The following is an 18,939-nucleotide window of genomic DNA, read 5'->3' as shown; positions in this document are numbered from 1 at the left end:
GCGGTGCGGGCCCCGGCCTCCCGGGGCCCCGGCGCGCGAAGAGGGGCCCGGCGCGGCCGTATCGGCCGTACCGGGCCCCTCGGGGCTGTTCGTTCGAACCGGGGTTCACCGTCGGGCGGTCACCCGGCTCCGGTGCTCAGCTCACGCGTCACCGTGGTCAGTTGACCGGCGGGTAGGCGTTCTCGATGAGCTCCTCGAACTGGGCCTGGAACCAGTGGCCGGAGACCGGGGCGTCAGCCTTGGCACCGGACATGTTGTTCTGGTTGCGCGGGTTCCCCTCGTACGTGGGGTCGCACATCCGGTCGAAGCCCTTGCCCTCGTCGTTGTCGATCTCCTTGCTGGAGCCGTCCGACTCGCCCGGGGGCTTGATCCACGCGTAGGCGTCGATGCCCGGAGCGGGCGAGGCGGTGGGACGCTCGCCGAGGCCGGCGCCGTCCTGGTTGCACCAGTTGCCGAGGTGGATACGGCGGTCGATGCGGCTGGAGTCGACGTACTCGTCGGCGGTGCCGCTGGTCGAGCCCGGGCCGGTGGGCCGCTCGGAGCCGCCCCAGCCGTTGCGGGAGGTGTCGATGATGACACCGACGTCGCTGTTGAAGCCGGCGGAGACGGCTTCCTCACGGAACGCCTGCGAGAAGGACAGCTCGTCGACGTAGCGGTTCCAGTCGACCCACTTGGAGCCCTCGCGGATCGACTTCCCGCCGACGGAGTCGTCGATCGAGAAGTACGGCTCCTCGGTGGCGCCGTAGTTCGCCGTGTTGGCGGCGAAGCCCGCGACGTCGTCGACGGTGGCGCCCTCGGTGGTCGCCGCCTCGTGCAGCAGCTCGGCGGTGGGCCCGAAGTTGTCGTCCCAGCCGATCCACCCGTGGTGGCCGATGTCGATGTAGTTGTAGACGTTCTCGATGTCGCCGAGGGTGGCCAGCGCGTAGCCGACGCCCTTGACGTAGTTGCCGTTCGCCTTCATGACGTCGCACTCGGGGGTGGCCGTCTCGCGGCTGCCGACGTTGGTGATGAGGTTGGGCAGCGAGTCGATCTCGACGACGTTGATGATCCGGATGTCGGCGTACTTCGGGTCCGACAGGATCTCCGCGATCGGGTCGATGAACTCGCTCTTGTACTTGTCGATCTCCTCCGGCCCGAGCTGGCCGTTGGAGGCCAGCGCGGCGCAGTCGCGGCCGGGGAGGTTGTACGTCACCATCTGCAGGGCGTTGGCACCCTGCTCCAGGGCCGCGTCGAGGTGGTCCCGCAGGCCCATGGTGTTCTCACCCGCGGAGCCCGAGTCGATCGCCTCGATGCGGTCCAGCCATACGGCGGTCGGCTCGTCGGCGATGGCCTGGCCGCCGCTCGCCGCCGCCTGCCGGGACCAGTCTTCGTTCACGTACAGCTGGGCGCCCTCGTAGGGGTTGTCCACGCGCGCCGCGGCCGCCGAGGAGGACGCCTCGTCACCGTTCGCCGTGTTCCCCGCGGCGATCATGAAACCGGAGGCGAGCGCCATGGCGCTCACTGCCGTAACGGCGCGACGGAAGCGCGTTTTTCGCATTCCGCCTGGGGAATCGGTTGTCATCTGAGCTCCTATTCGGTGTCATCTCGCGGCGCATTGGCCGACGCGAGACGGTGGGGGAACGGGAAGCGCCCGACGGCTCAATGGGAGCGCTCCCACACGAAGGACGCTACCAGTGGCGGAAGAAACTGAGAAGACCTCCGACACATGGAATTTCAATGACCGCCGCACGGACGAAACATCACCGCACCACCATGGCGTGAGTGGGGTACGAACCGGCCGGTGCGCTCTTTGCCGGCGGGCTTCCCGGCACTCCGTACAGCGCTGTGCGGCGGGGCCCGGAGCCGGGCAGCGGACGACAGCGGCCGGTGGGCATCGAGGGAGCCCCGGGCGGGCCGGACGGCATGGCGTCCGGCCCGCCCGGGGAACTCAGGAAAGCACTGTGACCAGCGGGTATCCGAGGGCTTCCGCAAGTGCGGCGACCGGTGTCGTGCGGCCGTGCGGGCCGCCGCCCGGACCCGGTGCGGCGCACGCGCCGGGCGGTCGTTCCCGGCCCGGCCGCGGGCCCCGGCTCACCGGGTCCGCTTCTTTCCGGTGACGGAATTCGCCGCGCTTCCGCAATCCGCTTTCCGGCGACTTGACCCGGATGACGTCACCGAAAAGCGGTGGGCCTCGAAGAGATCTTCACGCGCGGGAATCCCGGCCGATCGGATCCGTGCAATGGCATGGAATTCACACGGCGAGCGCATTCCTTCCGTCGCGCTCCCGCTCCCGCTCCTCCGCCGGGCGGAAAAGCGAATCAAGAGCCAGCCTGCCGGGGCCGAGCACGGCGATCAGCAGGAAGGCCCAGCAGAACATCGCTGCGGCCTCGCCGCCGTTCTGCAGCGGGAACAGGGCCTCGCCCTGGTGGCTGACGAAATAGGCGTACGCCATGGAGCCGGAGCAGAGGGTGGCCGCGACGCGCGTCCAGGCGCCCAGCATGACCAGGCCGCCGCCGACGAGCTGGATGGCCGCGGCCCACCAGCTCGGCCAGGCCCCGACCTCGGGTACCACGCCGCCGTGCGGACCGCCGAGGATGTTGAAGAGGGTCGCGGCGCCGTGGCAGGCGAAGAGGAAGCCGACGACGATCCGGAAAAGGCCCAGCACATGGCCGCTGCTGCGGTCCAGCGCACCGGTCAGTCCTCTCCCGCCCGGCGCGACCGTCACGGGGCTGACTCGGGATTCACTCATCGTGCACCGTCCTCGGAAGCGGTTCTGGAAGAAGAAGGGGTGGAAGCGGCGGGCGCCGCGTTGGCCATGTCGTAGGCGAGCTGCGGCACGAACTGCCCGGCCGCGGCGGCACAGCCGTCCGCCTCACCGGGGAGCTTGACCCACAGATAGGCGTCGATCCGGTCCTGGCCGGTGTCGGCGGTGGTGGGGGTGCCGATCGCCCGGCCGGGCGGGTCGCACCATTCGCCCCGGGCGTCCGGGCCGTTGCCGTTGCGGCTGGTGTCGACCACGGCGGTCAGCTCGTTCGAGCCGATGGCGTTGAGAACGGCCTGGCTGTAGGCGACCTCGTCGGCCGTGTGGTTGTAGTTCGACACATTGTTGGAGATGCCGTCGGCGCTGTTCACGATGTCCGAGGCGGCCAGCCGGGAGGCCATCTCCTGCGGGGAGTGCCAGCGGGAGTGGCCGGCGTCGAAGTACACCTTGGCCTCCGCGGAGCCGGCCTTGAGCGCCTTGCCCGCGTAGGCCATCGACTCCTGGGTGGCCTGCTGCTGCGAGGCGTCCTGGCAGTTGGACATCAGCGCCAGCACATCGGGTTCGATGATGATCGCGGCGGGACGCCCGTTCAGGCCGGCGGCGATCTCGTCGACCCACTGCCGGTATGCGGAGTGGTTGGCGGCTCCGCCGCTGCTCGCCCCGCCGCAGTCGCGGTTGGGCATGTTGTAGACGACCATGATCGGGATCTGCCCGGCGCTCTGGGCGTCGCCGACGAAGGCGTCGACCTCGGCACGGACCTCGCCGGTGTTGGTCGTGGTGAACCAGCGGCCCTGTGCCACGGAGGCGATCCGGTCCCGGATCACCGCCGCCCGTGAGTCACCGGGGTTCGCGGCGACCCACTTGGCGGACTGGGTCTCGGGGTCCACGTAGTACGTGCTGTCGGCCGCCGGCCCGGCCTCGGAGGCGCCGGCGGGGGCCGGTATCAGGAAGGCGGCGACGGCCAGGGTGGCCGCACCGGCCGCCGCACAGGAGGATTTCTTCATGGGTGAAGCTCCATGGGGGGTGGGGTGGAAAGCGGTCCCGGCCCGGGGCCCGGAGAGGTGGAAGCGCTTCCAGGAGGGAGTTCTGGAGCGCTTCCGGGCACGTCAGGGGCGGGACGTGGGCTGCGGGAGCTGGCGTCGGTGGAGTCCTCCCGGGGGATGCGGGGGCCGGAGGGTGAGGGGCCGGGGGGTCCGGCGCCTGTCCGGCGGACGGGGGTGGCGGCGCGGGGCGCCGGACACGGGCCGGGTGCGGGGCCGGTCCGCGGAGGGGGCGGTGGTCGGGGCGGGGGTGTGCGGCGGCCGCGGCTGGGAGGCCGGCGGCCGCGGGGTGGACGGCGCGGGCGGCGCGGCACCCGCCGGGACGGTGACCGGCGTCCGGCCGCGGAGGGCCGGGGTGCGCGCCGCCCGGCCGCCCGTTCCGGCACGGACCGGGCGGGGGTCGGCCGTGCCGGAGTTCGGGGTGGACGGTTCCCGCCGCACGGGGATTCCCCGGCGCGGCCGGGAGGACCGTGGCGGCGATTCCCCGCCGCGGCGGCGCCCCGCGCCGGCCGGCCCGGCGGCGGTCCGGGCCGGCGCGGCAGCCGTCAGCGCGACGGGGGGCGAGGGCCGCCGGCGCGGCGGTCCGTCCCCCGTCCGCTGTCGGATGGGGTTCATCTGCAAGCCTCCGTGCTCGCGGTGGGGCGGTACGGGTGGGGGTGCTGCTTGCGGGTGGTGCGGCGGGGTGCTGTTTGCGGGGTGCGGCGGGCGGTGCGGGTGGGGGCGGAGCTCGCGGTGCGGGGAGGTGCGGTGGCACGGCGGCCGGTGTGCGGTCGGCCGGACGGAGGCCGGGTCAGGGCAGTCGCTTCCGTCCGTCCCGGGCCGCCGTGCCGGGACGATCACTGGGCTCGCGCCGACGACGGGGTGCGCGGTGGCCGGCCGGTGATCGGCTCCGTCGGTCAGGACCTGGGAGCGCTCTTAGAGTGAGCGCGGCCGGTAGCCCTGTCAATAGGAGCGGTCCGAACCACTTGCCAACCCGCAGGTCAGAGAGGCGAGTTGAAGAGACTTCGGCTCTCGCGGCGATTCATCCGCCGCCGTGTCAACAAAAGCGCTGGTGAATGGCATGGTGCCGAACACAGCCGCTTACTTTGTCCAACTGGACTGACGAGTAAGGGTTTTCAGAGCCCGGCGTGACCGCTACAGTCCCGGCACTGGAAGCGGTTTCAGTCCACCGTGCCGAGAGCTGACCACCCCCCACCCGCGTAAGGCTCCCGGGAAGCCGTTGACGACGGCACGGTACGAGGAACCGCGGACCCGAGCCGCACACCCCCACCCGTCCGGCCCGCCCGCGCCGTCCCGACCCCACGGTGCCCGGGCCGTTCCGCCCCCACGATCACCGGCCCCGTGAGTGGCCGCACCGCACCGCACAGCCCACTCACGGGGCCGGATCCACCGTGTGACGCGCACACCCCGACCGGGCGCGCCCGTCCACGCCGGACAGCACCACCCCTCCATGCCCCACACATATGGCCCCACACCATGTGACAGAGAGGAACCAGCAGGCAATGAGATCACACCTACGGCGCAGGCTACGGCCCGGCCCGGTCACGGGAGGACTCGCCCTCGCCGCTCTCGTCGCGGGGGTGGTGCCGGGGACGACCTTCGCCTCCGAGGCCGCCGGATCCGCCGAGGCCCAGGCCATCGGCGTCGCTCTCACCTCCTCGGAGACGGGCGCGGACAACTACGCGCTGGCCCCCGAGGGCGTGCCGCTGAAGGCGAAGACCACCGGGGACGTCGCCAAGGTCGAGTTCTACGCGGACAGCAAGCTGCTGGCCACCGACTCCAAGGCCCCGTTCGAGGGCGAGTGGAAGAATGCCCCCGAGGGCCAGTACTCCATCACTGCCAAGGCGTACGACAAGGACGGCAAGCCGGCCGGCTCGCACCCGTCCCTGGTCAACGTCCTGGAGAAGCCGGCCGTGATCGCCTCTCCCGTCGCGCGGCAGGTGAAGCAGGGCGGGGAGACGACCGTCGGCATCAAGCTGTCCGCCAAGCCGTCCTCGGACGTGCGGGTGACCCTGGAGCGCGCCTCCGGCACCAAGGACATCAGCGCGGCCAAGTCGGAGCTGACGTTCACCCCCGAGAACTGGGACCGCGTCCAGCAGGTGCCCGTCAACTCCGCGGACACCACCGGTGACCTGGCCAAGGCCGTCTTCAAGGCGACCGCCGCGGGCCACGACGCCGGCACCGTACCGGTCCAGGAGATCTCGCCGCAGGCCTCGGAGTACCAGCAGGACTTCCTCGACCTGTACAACAAGATCAACGACCCGTCGAGCGGCTACTACCGCACCTTCAACGGGCTGAAGGTGCCGTACCACGCCATCGAGACGCTGATCGTCGAGGCGCCGGACCACGGCCACGAGACCACGTCCGAGGCGTTCAGCTACTACCTGTGGCTGGAGTCGGAGTACGGCCGGATCACCGAGGACTGGGGCCCGTTCAACGACGCCTGGGCGTCGCTGGAGGAGTTCGCCATCCCGGGCACCGAGGACCAGCCGACCAACGGCGCCTACGACGCCAGCTCCCCGGCCACCTACGCGCCCGAGCACCCGAGCCCGACCGAGTACCCGGCGAAGCTCGACTCCGGGGTTTCGGTCGGCCAGGACCCCATCGCCGGCGAGCTCAAGTCGGCCTACGGGACCGACGAGATCTACGGCATGCACTGGCTGCTGGACGTGGACAACACGTACGGCTTCGGCTTCTGCGGTGACGGCGAGACGGCGCCCGCGTTCATCAACACCTTCCAGCGCGGCTCGCAGGAGTCCGTCTGGGAGACGGTGACGCAGCCGTCCTGCGACACCTTCGCCCACGGCGGTGAGAACGGGTTCCTCGACCTGTTCACCGACGACGCCGAGTACGCCAAGCAGTGGAAGTACACCAACGCCCCGGACGCCGACGCGCGTGCGGTGCAGGTGGCCTACCAGGCCAAGAAGTACGCCGAGGAGCAGGGCAAGGGCGGCGAGGTCGCCGACGTGGTCGACAACGCGGTCAAGATGGGCGACTACCTGCGCTACGCCATGTTCGACAAGTACTTCAAGAAGATCGGCAACTGCACCAGCCCCTCCTGCCCCGCGGGCAGCGGCAAGGACAGCGCGCACTACCTGATGTCCTGGTACTACGCCTGGGGCGGCGCCAACCAGGACGCCCAGTACCCGTGGGCCTGGCGCATCGGTGACGGCGCGGCCCACCAGGGCTACCAGAACCCGATGGCCGCCTACGCCCTGGCCGAGGACCCGGACATGAAGCCGAAGTCCTCCTCGGGCCAGGCCGACTGGGCCAAGAGCCTGGACCGGCAGCTGGAGTTCCTGCAGTGGCTGCAGTCCTCCGAGGGCGGCATCGCGGGTGGTGCCACCAACAGCTGGGACGGCCAGTACGCCAGCCCGCCGTCGAACGCCTCCACCTTCTACGGCATGTACTACGACTGGCAGCCCGTCTGGCACGACCCGCCGTCGAACCGGTGGTTCGGCTTCCAGGTCTGGGGCCTGCAGCGCACCGCCGAGCTGTACGCCGAGACCGGTGACGAGCGCGCCGGGAAGATCATGGACAAGTGGGTCGACTGGGCCCTGGAGAACTCCACGATCGACGGCACGGGCAACTACCAGATCCCGTCCGACCTGGAGTGGAGCGGCCAGCCCGACACCTGGAACGCCTCCAACCCGGGCAGCAACAGCGGTCTGCACGTCGAGGTCCTGAACCACACCAACGACGTCGGTGTCGCGGCCTCGTTCGCCAAGACCCTGCTGTACTACGCGGCCGGCTCGGGCGACGCGGAGGCCAGGGAAGCCGGCGAGGGCCTGCTCGACGGGATGCTCGCCCACAAGGACGACCTGGGCATCGCGATCCCCGAGGTCCGCAAGGACTACGACCGGTTCGAGGTCACCTCCGGTGAGGACAAGCTCTACATCCCCAACGGCTGGACGGGCACCATGCCCAACGGTGACGAGATCAACTCGGACTCCACCTTCCTGTCGATCCGCTCCTTCTACGAGAGCGACCCCGACTTCCCGAAGGTGCAGCAGTACCTGAACGGCGGCTCCGCGCCGGAGTTCACGTACCACCGCTACTGGGCCCAGACGGAGATCGCCACGGCGTTCGCCGCGCACGACGCCCTGTTCGGATGATCCGGACGCGGCGGACCGGGCTCCGGCCCGGCCCGCCGCGGCCACCCGGCCGGCCCTCCGGGGCCCGGCCGCCACACACCACACGGGCGCGTCGACGCCGGCGGCAATGCGTTCCTCCCGCGCGCCGCGGCGTCCAGCGGATCCGCGCGCGCCCGCCCCGCGGTGGATGAATCACCGCCCGTCGCGGTGGGGGCCTGGGGAGGCCCCCACCGCGGCGCTGATCTCTCCGCCGCCACCTCACCTTTCACCGAGGAGGGTCGGGACCCATGTCCTCACCTACGACTTCACGCTCGTCCTCGTCACCCGGCCTGCCGGACTCCCCCGTACCCCCGCCCGCCGGCTCCGCACCGCCGCGGAGCGCGCGCCCCACCCGCCGCCGGCAGATCCTGGCCGCGTCGGCGACCGTCCTGGCGCTCACCGCCGCCGGCGCCACGGGCAGCGCCTCCGCCGCGGGCCCGTCCGCAGGTGACCGGCCCGCGGCCGCCTGCGACGCCTCCGGCTTCTGCGAGGACTTCGAGTCGCAGACCGGTACCGCTCCCTCCGGCCGCTGGACCGCCGGGGCCGCCAACTGCACCGGCACCGGCACCGCGACGGTCGACTCCGGCACCGCGCACACCGGGAGCAAGTCGCTCCGGATCGACGGCGGGGAGGGCTACTGCAACCACATGTTCGCCTCGACCCCGCTGGACGAGGTGGCCGGGAGCTCCTCGCTGCACGTCCGCTTCTGGGTCCGGCACACCACCGCGCTGCCCGCCGCCCATGTGACGTTCGCGGCCCTGAAGGACGCGAACGACGGCGGCAAGGACCTGCGGATGGGCGGTCAGAACGGCGCCCTGCAGTGGAACCGCGAGTCCGACGACGCGACCCTGCCGGAGCAGAGCCCGGTCGGGGTGTCCAAGAGCATGCCGCTGCCCGTGAACGAATGGACCTGCGTCGAGTTCGGCATCGAGGGCTCCACCCTGGAGACCAGGGTGAACGGCTCGGTCGTCGAGGGCCTCGTCATCGACGGCACGCCCACCCACGACATCGACCGGCAGTGGCTCAACAAGCCCGACTGGCGCCCCTCCCTCACCGACCTGCGGCTCGGCTGGGAGAGCTACGGCAACGGCGCCGACACCCTCTGGTACGACGACATCGCGGTCGGCACCGCGCCGATCGGCTGCTGACCCATGACCCGTGGACGGATCCGCGGACGGCACCCTCCGCCGTGCTCCCGGACCCCGCGTGACGTGCGGGGCCCGGGAGGCCGCGGCGCGCACGGCGGCTTCCCGGAGCCGGCCGCCCCGCGCGGCCGGCGGACCGGGGGAGCCCTCCCTTCCCTGGCGGTCCTCCTGTTCCGTGGGTAGTCTGAAAGCGCTTCCAGTGCGCTGCCGGCGAGGCGTCGCCCGGCGGTCACCGGAATCGGACGGCGTCAGTGGGGGTGGGGGAGTGTCCAGCACGAAGCAGCGAACCGGCATGGCCGGCCGCGGCCTGCCGCGGGTTCGCGGCGACGCCCGACGGCCCGCCCCCGCGCGGCGGAGCCGCGGAATCCCGCACCCCGCGGACCCCGCGGGCCGCACCGGGCGCGCCGCCCGGGCCGCCGTCCCCGGCGCGGACCGCCGCGCGCGGCGCGCGACACTGCCACACGCGGAGAGCCGGTGACTGAATCAGCAGGGGCGCAGCCTCTGGGACGGCCGGGCCCGAGCACGAGCCCCACTCTCGAACAGGTCGCCAGGGCCGCCGGGGTCTCCCGTGCCACGGCTTCCCGGGCGATCAACGGCCTGCCCTACGTCAGCGAGAAGGCCCGGGAGCAGGTGGCCCACGCGGTCGAGGTCCTGGGCTACCGCGCCAACCAGGTCGCCCGGTCCCTGGCGACCAGGAGAACGGGCTCCATCGCCCTCGTGATGTCCGAGCCCGGCAACTTCGTGCTCAGCGACCCCTTCTTCGCCCGGGTACTGCGCGGCATCTACAGCGGCCTCTCCGGCAGCCAGCTCCAGCTGGTGCTGCTGATGACCAACGAGCAGGACGAGGACGGCTTCGCCCGCTACCTCTGCGGCGGCCACGTCGACGGCGCGCTCGTCGTCAGCCTGCACGGCGAGGACCCGCTGCCCAGCCTGCTGGTCGAGGCGGGCCTGCCCGTGGTCCTCGGGGGCCGGCCGCTGGTGAGGGTCGACGCCCCGTACGTCGACGTGGACAACTTCAACGGCGCCTGCCTGGCGGCCCGTCACCTCATCGACACCGGACGGACCAGGGTGGCCACCATCGCCGGTCCGGCCGACATGGCGGTCGGCATGGACCGGCTCAGCGGCTGGCGCCGCGGCATGGCCGGCACGGGCTTCGCCACCGACGCGGTCGCGCACGGCGACTTCACGGTCGAGGGCGGCGCGGCCGCGATGCGCCGGCTCCTTCAGTCCCACCCGGACCTCGACGCGGTCTTCGCGGCCTCGGACCTGATGGCCGTCGGCGCCCTGCAGACGCTGCAGGCCGCGGGGCGGCGCGTCCCGGAGGACGTCGCGGTCGTCGGCTTCGACAATCTCGACATCGCGGCCACCGCCTCGCCCCCGCTCACCACCGTCCGGCAGCCGATCGAGGAGTTCGGCCGCACCATGACCTGGCGCCTGCTCGCCCAGCTCTCCGGCGAGGCGGGCCTGCCGCCGTCCATCCTGCTGCAGACCGAGCTGGTGCGCCGGGAGTCGGCCTGACCCGGCCCCGGGGCGGCGCGCGGGCCGACGCGCCGAGGCGGCGCACCGGCGCGGAGCGCCGTGTCCGGGCCGGTAACCTCCCACGCGGGTCGGTGAGCCGGGCAGGGCGCCGCGCCAACAGGAGCCGGGCGCGGGCGCGTTGACCTCTCGTTCAGCGAACGTTGATCCGCCCGCACCAGCATGACCTGCATGTTGATCGAGTTCATCGGGCCGGCGGAGCACGCTTCCGGCTGGCGGGAGCGCGCGCTGTGCGCGCAGACCGGGCCCGACTTCTTCTTTCCGGTCCCCGGCGGCTCCACCCGGGAGGCCAAGCAGGTCTGCCGGGCGTGTGAGGAACGGGTGGAGTGCCTGGAGTACGCCCTGGAGAACGACGAGCGGTTCGGCGTCTGGGGAGGTCTCTCCGAGAAGGAGCGGCGCCGGCTGCGCAAGTCCCGCAGAAGCGGCGGCAGCGGTACGTCCTGACGACCGCGGCCCGCACCGGCGGAGGACCGGGCCGGTGCGGGCCGCGTCACCGATTTTGCCCAGGGGCCCGCACCGCGTAGAGTCGGGTCCAACGACGCGGGGTGGAGCAGCTCGGTAGCTCGCTGGGCTCATAACCCAGAGGTCGCAGGTTCAAATCCTGTCCCCGCTACGGTGTGATGTCTCAAGACATCGGAAACCCTCGAACCTACGGGTTCGGGGGTTTCGTCGTGTTGGTGGGGTGCTGGGGCTGGTAGTCGCGGGCGGGGTCGATGGTCGACACCGTCAGAACCGCAGGGGTTGCGTTCCTTCGAGATCGGAGGAACGCACGACGCTTTCCCGGATCACGCTATCGCTGGCTTGCAGAGCCGCCGTCAGTTCTCCTCGCAGCTCGTCCGGGAGGGTTCCAGCGCCGAGGGCGCAGGCGCGCACCAGCGCGCGACAGTCCTGCACTTGCCGGTCCGTGGCGATCTCGGTGAACAGAGGATGGGCCAAGTTCTCGCGGGCCGCGTAGCCGTCTTCGGCGTCCGTCGTCCTGCGGTGGAGATCCTCGACGATGCGGTGCGCGGCGAGCGCCTCGGCGGAACCGATCGCGTCGAGGACCGTTAGTCCGAGCCGGGTATCGAAGACGGTCATCCCAGGTTCGGTCTTCCGTCCGAGGTAGGCCGTCACCACGTCCGCCAGATGGCCGTCGATCGGCTGCCCGGCGTCGCGGCGGCATAGAACGGTCAGGCATGCCGTGACGGCTTGCTCCCACGGATCGCCGGGCATCGTGTCGGCAAGGAGGTCAGATGCCCACGCGGTGTCACCCGCAGCGAGGGCGGCGAGCACGGCGACCTGCCGACCGTCGAGCATCCGCTTTCCGATGCCATGGTGGGCTTCGATGTGCGTCAGCGCCTCGGCCCATCGCCCCTCGGTGGTGAGGGTGCGCGTGCCGTCTGCGAGGAGGACACGCCACAGCCATGCGCGAACCTCCTGGCGGTCTTCCCCGGTCGCAGTCAGGTCCGCAGGTACGTTGATGCCCTCGAACCGGACGGTTGTTCCGGCCTCAACGGCCTTGTGCAGGTCGAGCAGTCGCTGACGCCCCTCATCTGCGCGGCCGGCGCGGATCTGGAGGCGGGCCAGGTTGACGACCGGTTCCAGTCCTCGGATCGCGCTCATGCCGGGGAGGGGGCAGGCGTGGAGGTAGGCGGCGGCGTGCTGGTGGCACATCTCGCGGGCGAGGTCGGGGAGGTCGAGGTCGGAGGCGATGAGCGCGGCCTGGTTGTAGACGGCCGATGCGAGCCCCTGGTCGGTCTGTTCCACCGCAGTGTCGGCCAGATCGACGAGTGCCCTTACGCGTGCAGGCAGGGGCAGGCAGGCGGGGCGGAATCGTGCGACGAGCGGGAAGCGCTGGGCTATGGGGCCGTGCGGGTCCATGGATCCCCCGGGGTCGAGAGTGAGGACTGCTGAAGCGACGGTGCCCGCAAGCCGTGTGCCGACGGGCGCCGTCCGCTACGCGTGGGGCGTCATCGCCAGTCGACGACGATGCGGTTCAGCGGGGTGTCGAGGGCGAAGAGACCGGGGCGCTGCTCGATCTCGGGGGCGTCGAGAGGCTGGATTTTGAACGTGGCCTCGCGGTCGCGGTAGTCGCGATCCCAGGTGCGGATGGAGTCGGCGACCTTCGCGGCCAGCTCGTCGCTGCCGGGGCCGTGGCCGATGACGCCGAACTCCCAGAGCTTGCCGCCCTCGGGGGTCTTCTCCTTGCTCACGCGCCGGGCGAGGTAGGTGACGGAACCCTTGTCGACGACCGCGGTCGACGAGGGGTACGGGTCCTCCGTGAGCAGAGTGCCCTTGGCACTCTGGGGGAACAGCATCCGGATCAGACCGGAGGGCAGGGAGCAGGTGACGAACAGTTCCATCCACTCCGGCGACTCCATGGCGCGGACCGTCATGCCGGTCCACTCCTCGGTGCGCGGCTGGTCAAGTACACCTGCGAGGGCGTCGGCGTCGATGCTGAGCCCGGCGGGGGCCTGGAGTCGTACGGCGCCGTCCGTGCTGAGCGGGATCACTCGGCGGTCGTCGTCAGCGATGCCCCGCCGAAGCGGCATGAAGGTGTTCATCTCGCTGCCGAGGGACGCCCATCGGCCGTCGCGCTGCTCATAGGCGATGGAGCGGGAGACGGTGCCCTTGAGGCGCTGGGGGACGAGGAGCCGGCCGCCGGGTGCGAGCTGCTGCAGCCAGGCGTGCGGTACGCCGTGCGCGCCGACGGTGGCGATGATCCGGTCGTACGGCGCTCCTTCGGCGTAGCCGAGCGCCCCGTCGCGGGTCACGGCCTCGACGTTGGTGATCCCGGCGGCGGCGAAGTGCGTGCGGGCACCCTCCACGAGGTCGTCGTCAACGTCGAGGGTGGTCACGTGTCCGTTCTCGCCGACCAGGTGGGCGAGCAGACCGGCGTTGTAGCCGGTGCCGGCACCGAGTTCGAGGATGCGCTCGCCGGGCTGGGCGTCCAGCTGGTCCAGCATGAGGGCGACGACGCCCGGTTGGGAGGCGCAGGAGATGGACGTGCCGTCGGTGTCGTACTTGATGTGCACCGGTGCGTTGGCGTAGGCGTCTTCGAGGGACGCCTCGGGCACGAACACGTGGCGGGGCACGGTCCGCAACGCGGCTTCGACGGCGGGCGTGCGGGCGTGCCCGTCCGCGCGGAGCTGTTCGACCAGGGCGTTGCGGAGGCGCTCGGCGCCCGCTGTAGGGGTGGTGATCGTGTCGGTGTTCACCGCGCCGACGCTATCGATGTCGGCCGTTGCCTCGGTGGGCGACTCGGTGTGGTCACTCGTTCCCATGACTACCTCTCGTGCGATGTGGGACAGGGCGCTCTGGTCGTCCCGGAGGAGACCGGCGCGGTTGGCGTGGAAGATCACGTGGTGGGCAATGACGGCACGCAGGCCACGGGTGAGGGCGCCGCAGCCTGCGAGTTCGGCGAGCGTGGCGCCGGCCTGTTCGAAGGCGGTCACCCATTCCTGGTGAGCGTGGAGTGGGCCGCCCAGGCGGCAGACGCTGTAGGCGTCAGCGGTCATGAGCTTCCGCATGGCCGGAGTCAGTTCGGCGGCTCGTTCGGGTGGTTGTGGAGCGGTGGCCGGTCGAAGAGCTGCGACCTTCGCCCATACGTCACCCTGTTCGAACCAGTCGAGTCCAGCACCGCGCATCATGACGCTCGCCAGCAGGACGGCGCTCTCCCGACGTCCCAAGTGCATCGGGTTCGGCTGGTAGGTGAGCAGGTGACGGGAGTCGCTGTGGAACAGTTCGTGGGCTGCATCCATGGCCTCGGGTCCGCCGAACGTGTCGGTCTCGGGCTCGTAGATGCCGGGCAGACACGACACGGCCACGCCGTCGCCGATGAGATCGCTCAGGAGCGACTCAATTGCTGGTGAGGGCTTGCCGGCGAGGTAACGCAACGGCCAGGGCTGCTTGTTCATGAACCACCAGCTGGTGAGCTGCCCGTCGGTCTCGGCCTGGATCAGGGCGGGGCCGACGCGTTCGGCGATGGTGCGCCGGGCACTCTCGCGGTCGAAGAAGGTGATGTTGTGCTGCTGCCAGCGGTCGGGAGGCATAGCGGTCCTTCGGTCGGTGGATCAAGAGATGAGGAGGCATGCGTCCCAGGCGGACTGGGGTGGTGCTGCGGTGCTGGGCGCGAGGAGGGCCAGGGCTGTGCCGGCGGCGCCGTCGAGCAGGCCGGGTCCGTCTTTCTCGTCCTGGATGAGCGCCGTGGCCATGAGTTCGGGGTCGGTGCCCGGAGGGGTGACCGCAGCCAGGAGGGCCGGGATCGCGGCGCGGAGTCTTCCCGCGGTCGAGGGGTGGGCATCGTCGGCCGTACGCGTGGCAGTGTGGGCGAGGCCGGCGAACCCGTGGCAGAGGCCGTTGTCCGTCGTGGTCTTCAGCTGTTCGAGGTCGGTGAGGGCGGCCACGAGCGCGTTCTCCGCGTCGATCTGGCGGCTGGTATCGCCGAGGGCGAGCGCGGCAAGTTGCTGGGCGCGGGCGAGGCCGGCGGTGCCGTAGCACCAGGAGGGCCGCCGGGGCGCGGAGGGGACGAGACCCCCCCTGCGCAGCTCGCCCTGAGTGACCCAGTACGGCCAGACCGGCCCGCCGTCGGCCTTCTCCTTCCAACGGTCCAGCCAGGCCAGGATGGTGCGCAATGCTGCATGGTGGCCATCGATGACGGAGCCGTTCCGAGCGGCGAGGGCCAGGAGGGCGAGCACGCCGCCGATGCCGTGCGCCATACCGGTGTTGGCGTGCCCGCCAGGGAATCGGTCGTCCGGACTGCCCGAGGGCCCGGTCTCCGCCCACCAGCCCGGCAGGGTCTCGCCGTGGTGGGTGATCGGTTCGGTGAGCCGCACGCAGTAGTCGAGAACGGCGCGCATCGTGGAGCTGCCGGGGTTTCGGCGCAGTAGATAGGCGCCGTATCCAGTGAGGCCCCGGATGACGTCGAACTCGGCGAGCTGCGGCAGGCGTCCGGCGTCGATGCGGCGGTGCGCGGCGTCGAGACGGCGTCCGACGTCGACTGCGATCTGTCCGTCCATCGCGTCGAGGGCGCGCTGGTAGGAGCCGGGAAGGTGGTCGGCGGCACAGCTCAGGGCGTGGGCGAAGGCGGGCACTCCGTAGAACGGGTGGCTGTCCGAGCCGCTGGTGAGCGGCTGCCGGGAGGCGGCGGTGAGCCAGTAGTGGGCGCGGTGCCACGGGCCGAGGCCGTTCGCGGCCAGCTCGACGTGCAGGAGCGCGATTCCGGGCGGGCCGTAGGCGAGGTGCTGCCGGTCCGAGGACAGAGTCCTGGAGCCGAGGGGCACGGTGTCGGGGTCGGCGAGCTGAGCGGCGATGGCGTCGACCAGGCCGAGCGCGGGGTAGGCGGTCACGAAGCCCTCCCCCTGGTGCGGGCGGTCCAGGCCAGGGCGGCGGCACGCGCGAGGTAGAGGCACACCTCTTCCTCCGGGAAGTTCACGGCGACGTGGCGCACGAAGTGAACGTGCAGCAGGGAGGTCAGGACGTCGTCGACGGCGATGCCCTGGGTGTCCGGGCCGGGCAGGTGCGGCCGGTACGCGGCGAGTGCCGCTTCCCGGTCGGCCCATCCGGACACGATGGCGTCTCCGCCCGGGACGCTACGCAGGGCTGACCAGTCGTCGCTCGGGTCGGCGAGCCGTACGGCCTCGGTGAACTGCGGGCGTGGAACCGGTTTGGGGGCTGTCGGCGGAATGTGGTCGATCAGCCACCGCATACCGGCTGCGGTGCTGCCGAGGAACGCAGAGGCGATGGCGACCGTGTGGGCCGCAACCAGCGTGCGCAGTCCGGGGCGCTGTGGCTGCGCGAGCTGGGCCAGGACGGCGCGCGAGTCCGCCCGGAACACCTCCTCGGCCGCCTCCCATGCGGTGCCGGAGCCCCAGCGGCCCATCTCGCGGTAGGAGGTGGGATAACGCAGGTCGGCCATCAGTCCGATGCTTCGCAGCTCGTCGGCCCAGGCGCTCACCGTTCGGGCCGTGTCGGCGAAGGCTTCCGGGTCGGGGAGGGCGATGCGTACGCGGAGGTGTTGGTCCGGGTCGCGGAAGCGGATGAACCACCACGGCGGGTTGCCGAGCTGTTCGAGGAGGCCGGGCAGGTGCCGGAAGAGCAAGACGTCTTGGCGGCGGGGGTCACCGTAGAGGGCAGCCAGAAGAACCGACGAAGAGGCAGGCGTCTGCATCTGGGCCGCAGACAGGGCACGGGCCCGGCCGGGAGCTGGCAGTGGCGGCCATGTCGACGGCCTGGTTGCTTTGAGTGGCACCACGACCTCGTGGGCTCGCCCGCCGCACCAGCCGTACGCCTCTGGTTCCGGGGCCTCGACGAGTACGGCCAGGCGCGTCCGGTCGAGGTGTCTGCGCAGGAGCGCACGGTGGCCGGCCTCGTCGAGGTCGAGGAAGAGGCGCCGGTCGTCCTCTACGAGGTAAACGCGGCGCGGCCGCCTCCGCCGGGCACGCCAGTCGCTGAGCGCGGCGTCCCACTCGGCCCGAGGGCGGGCATGGCCGGGCAGTTCGGACGCTTCCAGCCGCCAGCGTGCCGGGGCCATCACGATGCGGCCGTACCGCAGACGTGGAAGGAACGGCATCGCCGTTGCGGCGCCCCAGTCGAAGATGGTGACCTGCGCGCACTGGGCGCGGGACAGTTCGGTGAGGAACCGCACCAGTGGCGGAGTGTGGGTGCGCAGGTTCAGCGAGTGCATCCCGACGGCCTCGACGCGGTGGCCTCGCTCGGGGACGGCGAGGTACATGCGGCGGCCGTCGCACCCCACAGCCAAGTCCTTCGGGGTGAGGATGGTGTCCTGCGGGGCGCGGTGCTCCTGAAGGCTGATCACGGTGGGTAGAACCTGTGGGGAGCGGGTGACGTGGGCGCTCTCGGAGAGCAGGGGCGGGAAAGAGAGCTGCGCGGGCATGGTGTTGCCGTCTGCGGCCGGGAGGTCGGCAAGCTCTGTGACCAGGGCCTCGCGGTCGGCGGGGGCCAGCGCGCTGAGGAATCGGCCCGTGGAGACGCCGGCGCCACGGGACACGCTCACGACCTCAAGCCGGAACCGCCCGCGCTGCAACTCCTCCAGGCTGGCCGCGTGCACCCGCACCACGATCTCCAAGTGCGGCGGCAGCCGCGGCTCGTCGGGACCCACGTCCAGGGCCTCAATCTGTTCGTCCGTGAGGATCACTTCGTCGCGGCCGTCGAGCACGGCGGCCTGAGCCAGCCGTACGAGGGCGTCATCCCGAGCGGAGACGCGGGGCCTGCGTGCGTCGGCCGGAGCGCCTGGGTAACCGTCGGGATAGCCGGTGCCGCTGTCCGCCACGGTCTCCGCGAGCGGCACCATCGTGCCGATGCCGTACCGCTCGTAGAACCGCTGGTGGTACTCGTTCCAGGCGGCGGTCCCGTACGGGCGGATGCTCAAGCGGGTCAGGATGAGAGCGGCGCGCTCGATCTCTCGGGCGACCGCTTCCGGCAGAACGATCCGCGCGTCCAGGCGGAGGTCGAGCGCGATGGGGTGACGACGCAGGCCGGGGACGAGGTCTCGCATCCGCGCCGCTGCGCTGTCCCGGCCGCCGCGCGTGGTGCACTCCTCCAGGCCCGCCCGGACCGCGTGGAGTTCGCGTACGGTCTCCGCGACCGGGGCGAGGCGTCCGGCGTCGATCGCGTCGAGTTGGCCGAGCAGATACCCGAGGGCGTCGACCTCGGTGCTCGGAGCGTGCAGGCCCGTGATCAGCACCCGCCGCCGGATCAGCTCCGTCAGCAATTGCCCCGCCTTCTCGGGACCTGCCTCGGGGAACTCCGCCTGGAGCTTGTCCACGAGGGTGCCGAACCGGATCGGCAGTCGGGTCGCGGCAAGGACCGCGCGCACCGGTCCGGTCAAAGCCAGAGAAGCCTCGACCGCGCGCGTCCGGTCGTCCTGGACGTCGGGCTGGAACGGCACGATGAGCCGGTCTCCCCGGTACGTCACGGTGTTGTTGATGACGACGGGCAGCCGTTCGAGGAGGTCCGGGCATGACTCCAACCGTGCGACCAGGGCCGCCAGCCACTCTGCCCCCGCGCGGCCGACGGCCACGTGCTCCTCACCCCAGTCGGCCCTCGCGTGCGGGCCGAACTCCGCGGTGGCCACGCCGGCGAACAGGCCGAAGGGTGTCGCCCGGCGCTGGGCCCGCAGCAGGTAGCGGGCCACGGACAGCGCCGCGCGCTGCACATCCCGGAGGGCGGGGTGCTCGGCTGTGCACAGGGCTCGTACCTGCGCGGCCAGGACCGGGCTGGAGTGCTGGAGTGCCTCGGCGACGTCCTGGTCCGCCCAAACCGCGCGTAGCCACGCCACACGGGCAGACGAACCACCGGGCGAGCGGTCATCAAGGTCAGGGCATGGAGGAAACGGCAGCGAGGGC

Annotated in this window: 11 protein-coding genes and 1 tRNA gene; 5 read left to right on the top strand and 7 right to left on the bottom strand. The window is 71.5% G+C overall.

Annotated features, from left to right (window positions below):
* Positions 1–157: 157 nt before the first annotated feature.
* The 3 genes from SXIN_RS04720 to SXIN_RS04710 form a co-directional block, all read right to left on the bottom strand.
* Positions 158–1,492, bottom strand: coding sequence for a glycoside hydrolase family 6 protein (locus SXIN_RS04720; protein ID WP_019710807.1), 1,335 nt, complete (start codon positions 1,490–1,492; stop codon positions 158–160).
* A gap of 738 nt (positions 1,493–2,230) precedes the next feature.
* Complete coding sequence (locus SXIN_RS04715) at positions 2,231–2,728, bottom strand: DoxX family protein (protein ID WP_050931035.1); 498 nt, start codon at positions 2,726–2,728, stop codon at positions 2,231–2,233.
* Positions 2,725–3,744: a glycoside hydrolase family 6 protein gene (locus tag SXIN_RS04710; protein ID WP_019710805.1), complete on the bottom strand. Its 1,020-nt coding sequence runs from the start codon at positions 3,742–3,744 to the stop codon at positions 2,725–2,727. The genes SXIN_RS04715 and SXIN_RS04710 overlap by 4 nt, the downstream gene beginning before the upstream one ends.
* Positions 3,745–5,282: 1,538 nt before the next feature.
* Here SXIN_RS04710 and SXIN_RS04700 point away from each other — a divergent pair.
* From SXIN_RS04700 to SXIN_RS04675, 5 genes are all read left to right on the top strand, one after another.
* A complete protein-coding gene (locus tag SXIN_RS04700; protein ID WP_238153674.1) occupies positions 5,283–7,895 on the top strand; it encodes a glycoside hydrolase family 48 protein in 2,613 nt (870 codons plus the stop codon).
* 266 nt (positions 7,896–8,161) lie between these two features.
* On the top strand, positions 8,162–9,061 hold the full coding sequence (locus SXIN_RS04695) for a hydrolase (protein WP_238153673.1): 900 nt from the start codon (positions 8,162–8,164) through the stop codon (positions 9,059–9,061).
* A 471-nt stretch (positions 9,062–9,532) separates the two neighbouring features.
* Positions 9,533–10,576, top strand: coding sequence for a LacI family DNA-binding transcriptional regulator (locus SXIN_RS04685; RefSeq protein ID WP_050930569.1), 1,044 nt, complete (start codon positions 9,533–9,535; stop codon positions 10,574–10,576).
* A 189-nt stretch (positions 10,577–10,765) separates the two neighbouring features.
* Positions 10,766–11,038, top strand: coding sequence for a WhiB family transcriptional regulator (locus SXIN_RS04680; RefSeq protein WP_019710803.1), 273 nt, complete (start codon positions 10,766–10,768; stop codon positions 11,036–11,038).
* 95 nt (positions 11,039–11,133) lie between these two features.
* Positions 11,134–11,207, top strand: a tRNA-Met gene (locus SXIN_RS04675).
* A gap of 113 nt (positions 11,208–11,320) precedes the next feature.
* On the opposite strand, the gene SXIN_RS04670 is transcribed toward SXIN_RS04675, so the two are convergent.
* The 4 genes from SXIN_RS04670 to SXIN_RS04655 all read right to left on the bottom strand — a co-directional run bounded on the left by SXIN_RS04670 (position 11,321) and on the right by SXIN_RS04655 (position 18,872).
* Complete coding sequence (locus SXIN_RS04670) at positions 11,321–12,454, bottom strand: hypothetical protein (RefSeq protein ID WP_019710802.1); 1,134 nt, start codon at positions 12,452–12,454, stop codon at positions 11,321–11,323.
* 89 nt (positions 12,455–12,543) lie between these two features.
* Positions 12,544–14,625 (bottom strand): methyltransferase, FxLD system, encoded by a 2,082-nt coding sequence (gene fxlM / locus SXIN_RS04665; protein WP_019710801.1) that lies wholly within the window; start codon positions 14,623–14,625, stop codon positions 12,544–12,546.
* Between the two features lie 21 nt (positions 14,626–14,646).
* Positions 14,647–15,921: a lanthionine synthetase C family protein gene (locus tag SXIN_RS04660; RefSeq protein ID WP_019710800.1), complete on the bottom strand. Its 1,275-nt coding sequence runs from the start codon at positions 15,919–15,921 to the stop codon at positions 14,647–14,649.
* A complete protein-coding gene (locus SXIN_RS04655; protein WP_019710799.1) occupies positions 15,918–18,872 on the bottom strand; it encodes a lantibiotic dehydratase in 2,955 nt (984 codons plus the stop codon). Before SXIN_RS04655 ends, SXIN_RS04660 begins: the two co-directional genes overlap by 4 nt.
* Positions 18,873–18,939: the final 67 nt, after the last annotated feature.

Source organism: Streptomyces xinghaiensis S187 (assembly GCF_000220705.2).
Taxonomy (GTDB): Bacteria; Actinomycetota; Actinomycetes; order Streptomycetales; family Streptomycetaceae; genus Streptomyces; species Streptomyces xinghaiensis.
This window is presented reverse-complemented; position numbering and strand designations above follow the sequence as displayed.

Bases quoted from the DNA above. Each gene is read 5' to 3' on its own strand.
- fxlM (WP_019710801.1), bottom strand. From the start codon at position 14,625: ATGCCTCCCGACCGCTGGCAGCAGCACAACATCACCTTCTTCGACCGC.
- SXIN_RS04670 (WP_019710802.1), bottom strand. From the start codon at position 12,454: ATGGACCCGCACGGCCCCATAGCCCAGCGCTTCCCGCTCGTCGCACGA.
- SXIN_RS04700 (WP_238153674.1), top strand. From the start codon at position 5,283: ATGAGATCACACCTACGGCGCAGGCTACGGCCCGGCCCGGTCACGGGA.
- SXIN_RS04715 (WP_050931035.1), bottom strand. From the start codon at position 2,728: ATGAGTGAATCCCGAGTCAGCCCCGTGACGGTCGCGCCGGGCGGGAGA.
- SXIN_RS04680 (WP_019710803.1), top strand. From the start codon at position 10,766: ATGTTGATCGAGTTCATCGGGCCGGCGGAGCACGCTTCCGGCTGGCGG.
- SXIN_RS04710 (WP_019710805.1), bottom strand. From the start codon at position 3,744: ATGAAGAAATCCTCCTGTGCGGCGGCCGGTGCGGCCACCCTGGCCGTC.
- SXIN_RS04695 (WP_238153673.1), top strand. From the start codon at position 8,162: ATGTCCTCACCTACGACTTCACGCTCGTCCTCGTCACCCGGCCTGCCG.
- SXIN_RS04720 (WP_019710807.1), bottom strand. From the start codon at position 1,492: ATGGCGCTCGCCTCCGGTTTCATGATCGCCGCGGGGAACACGGCGAAC.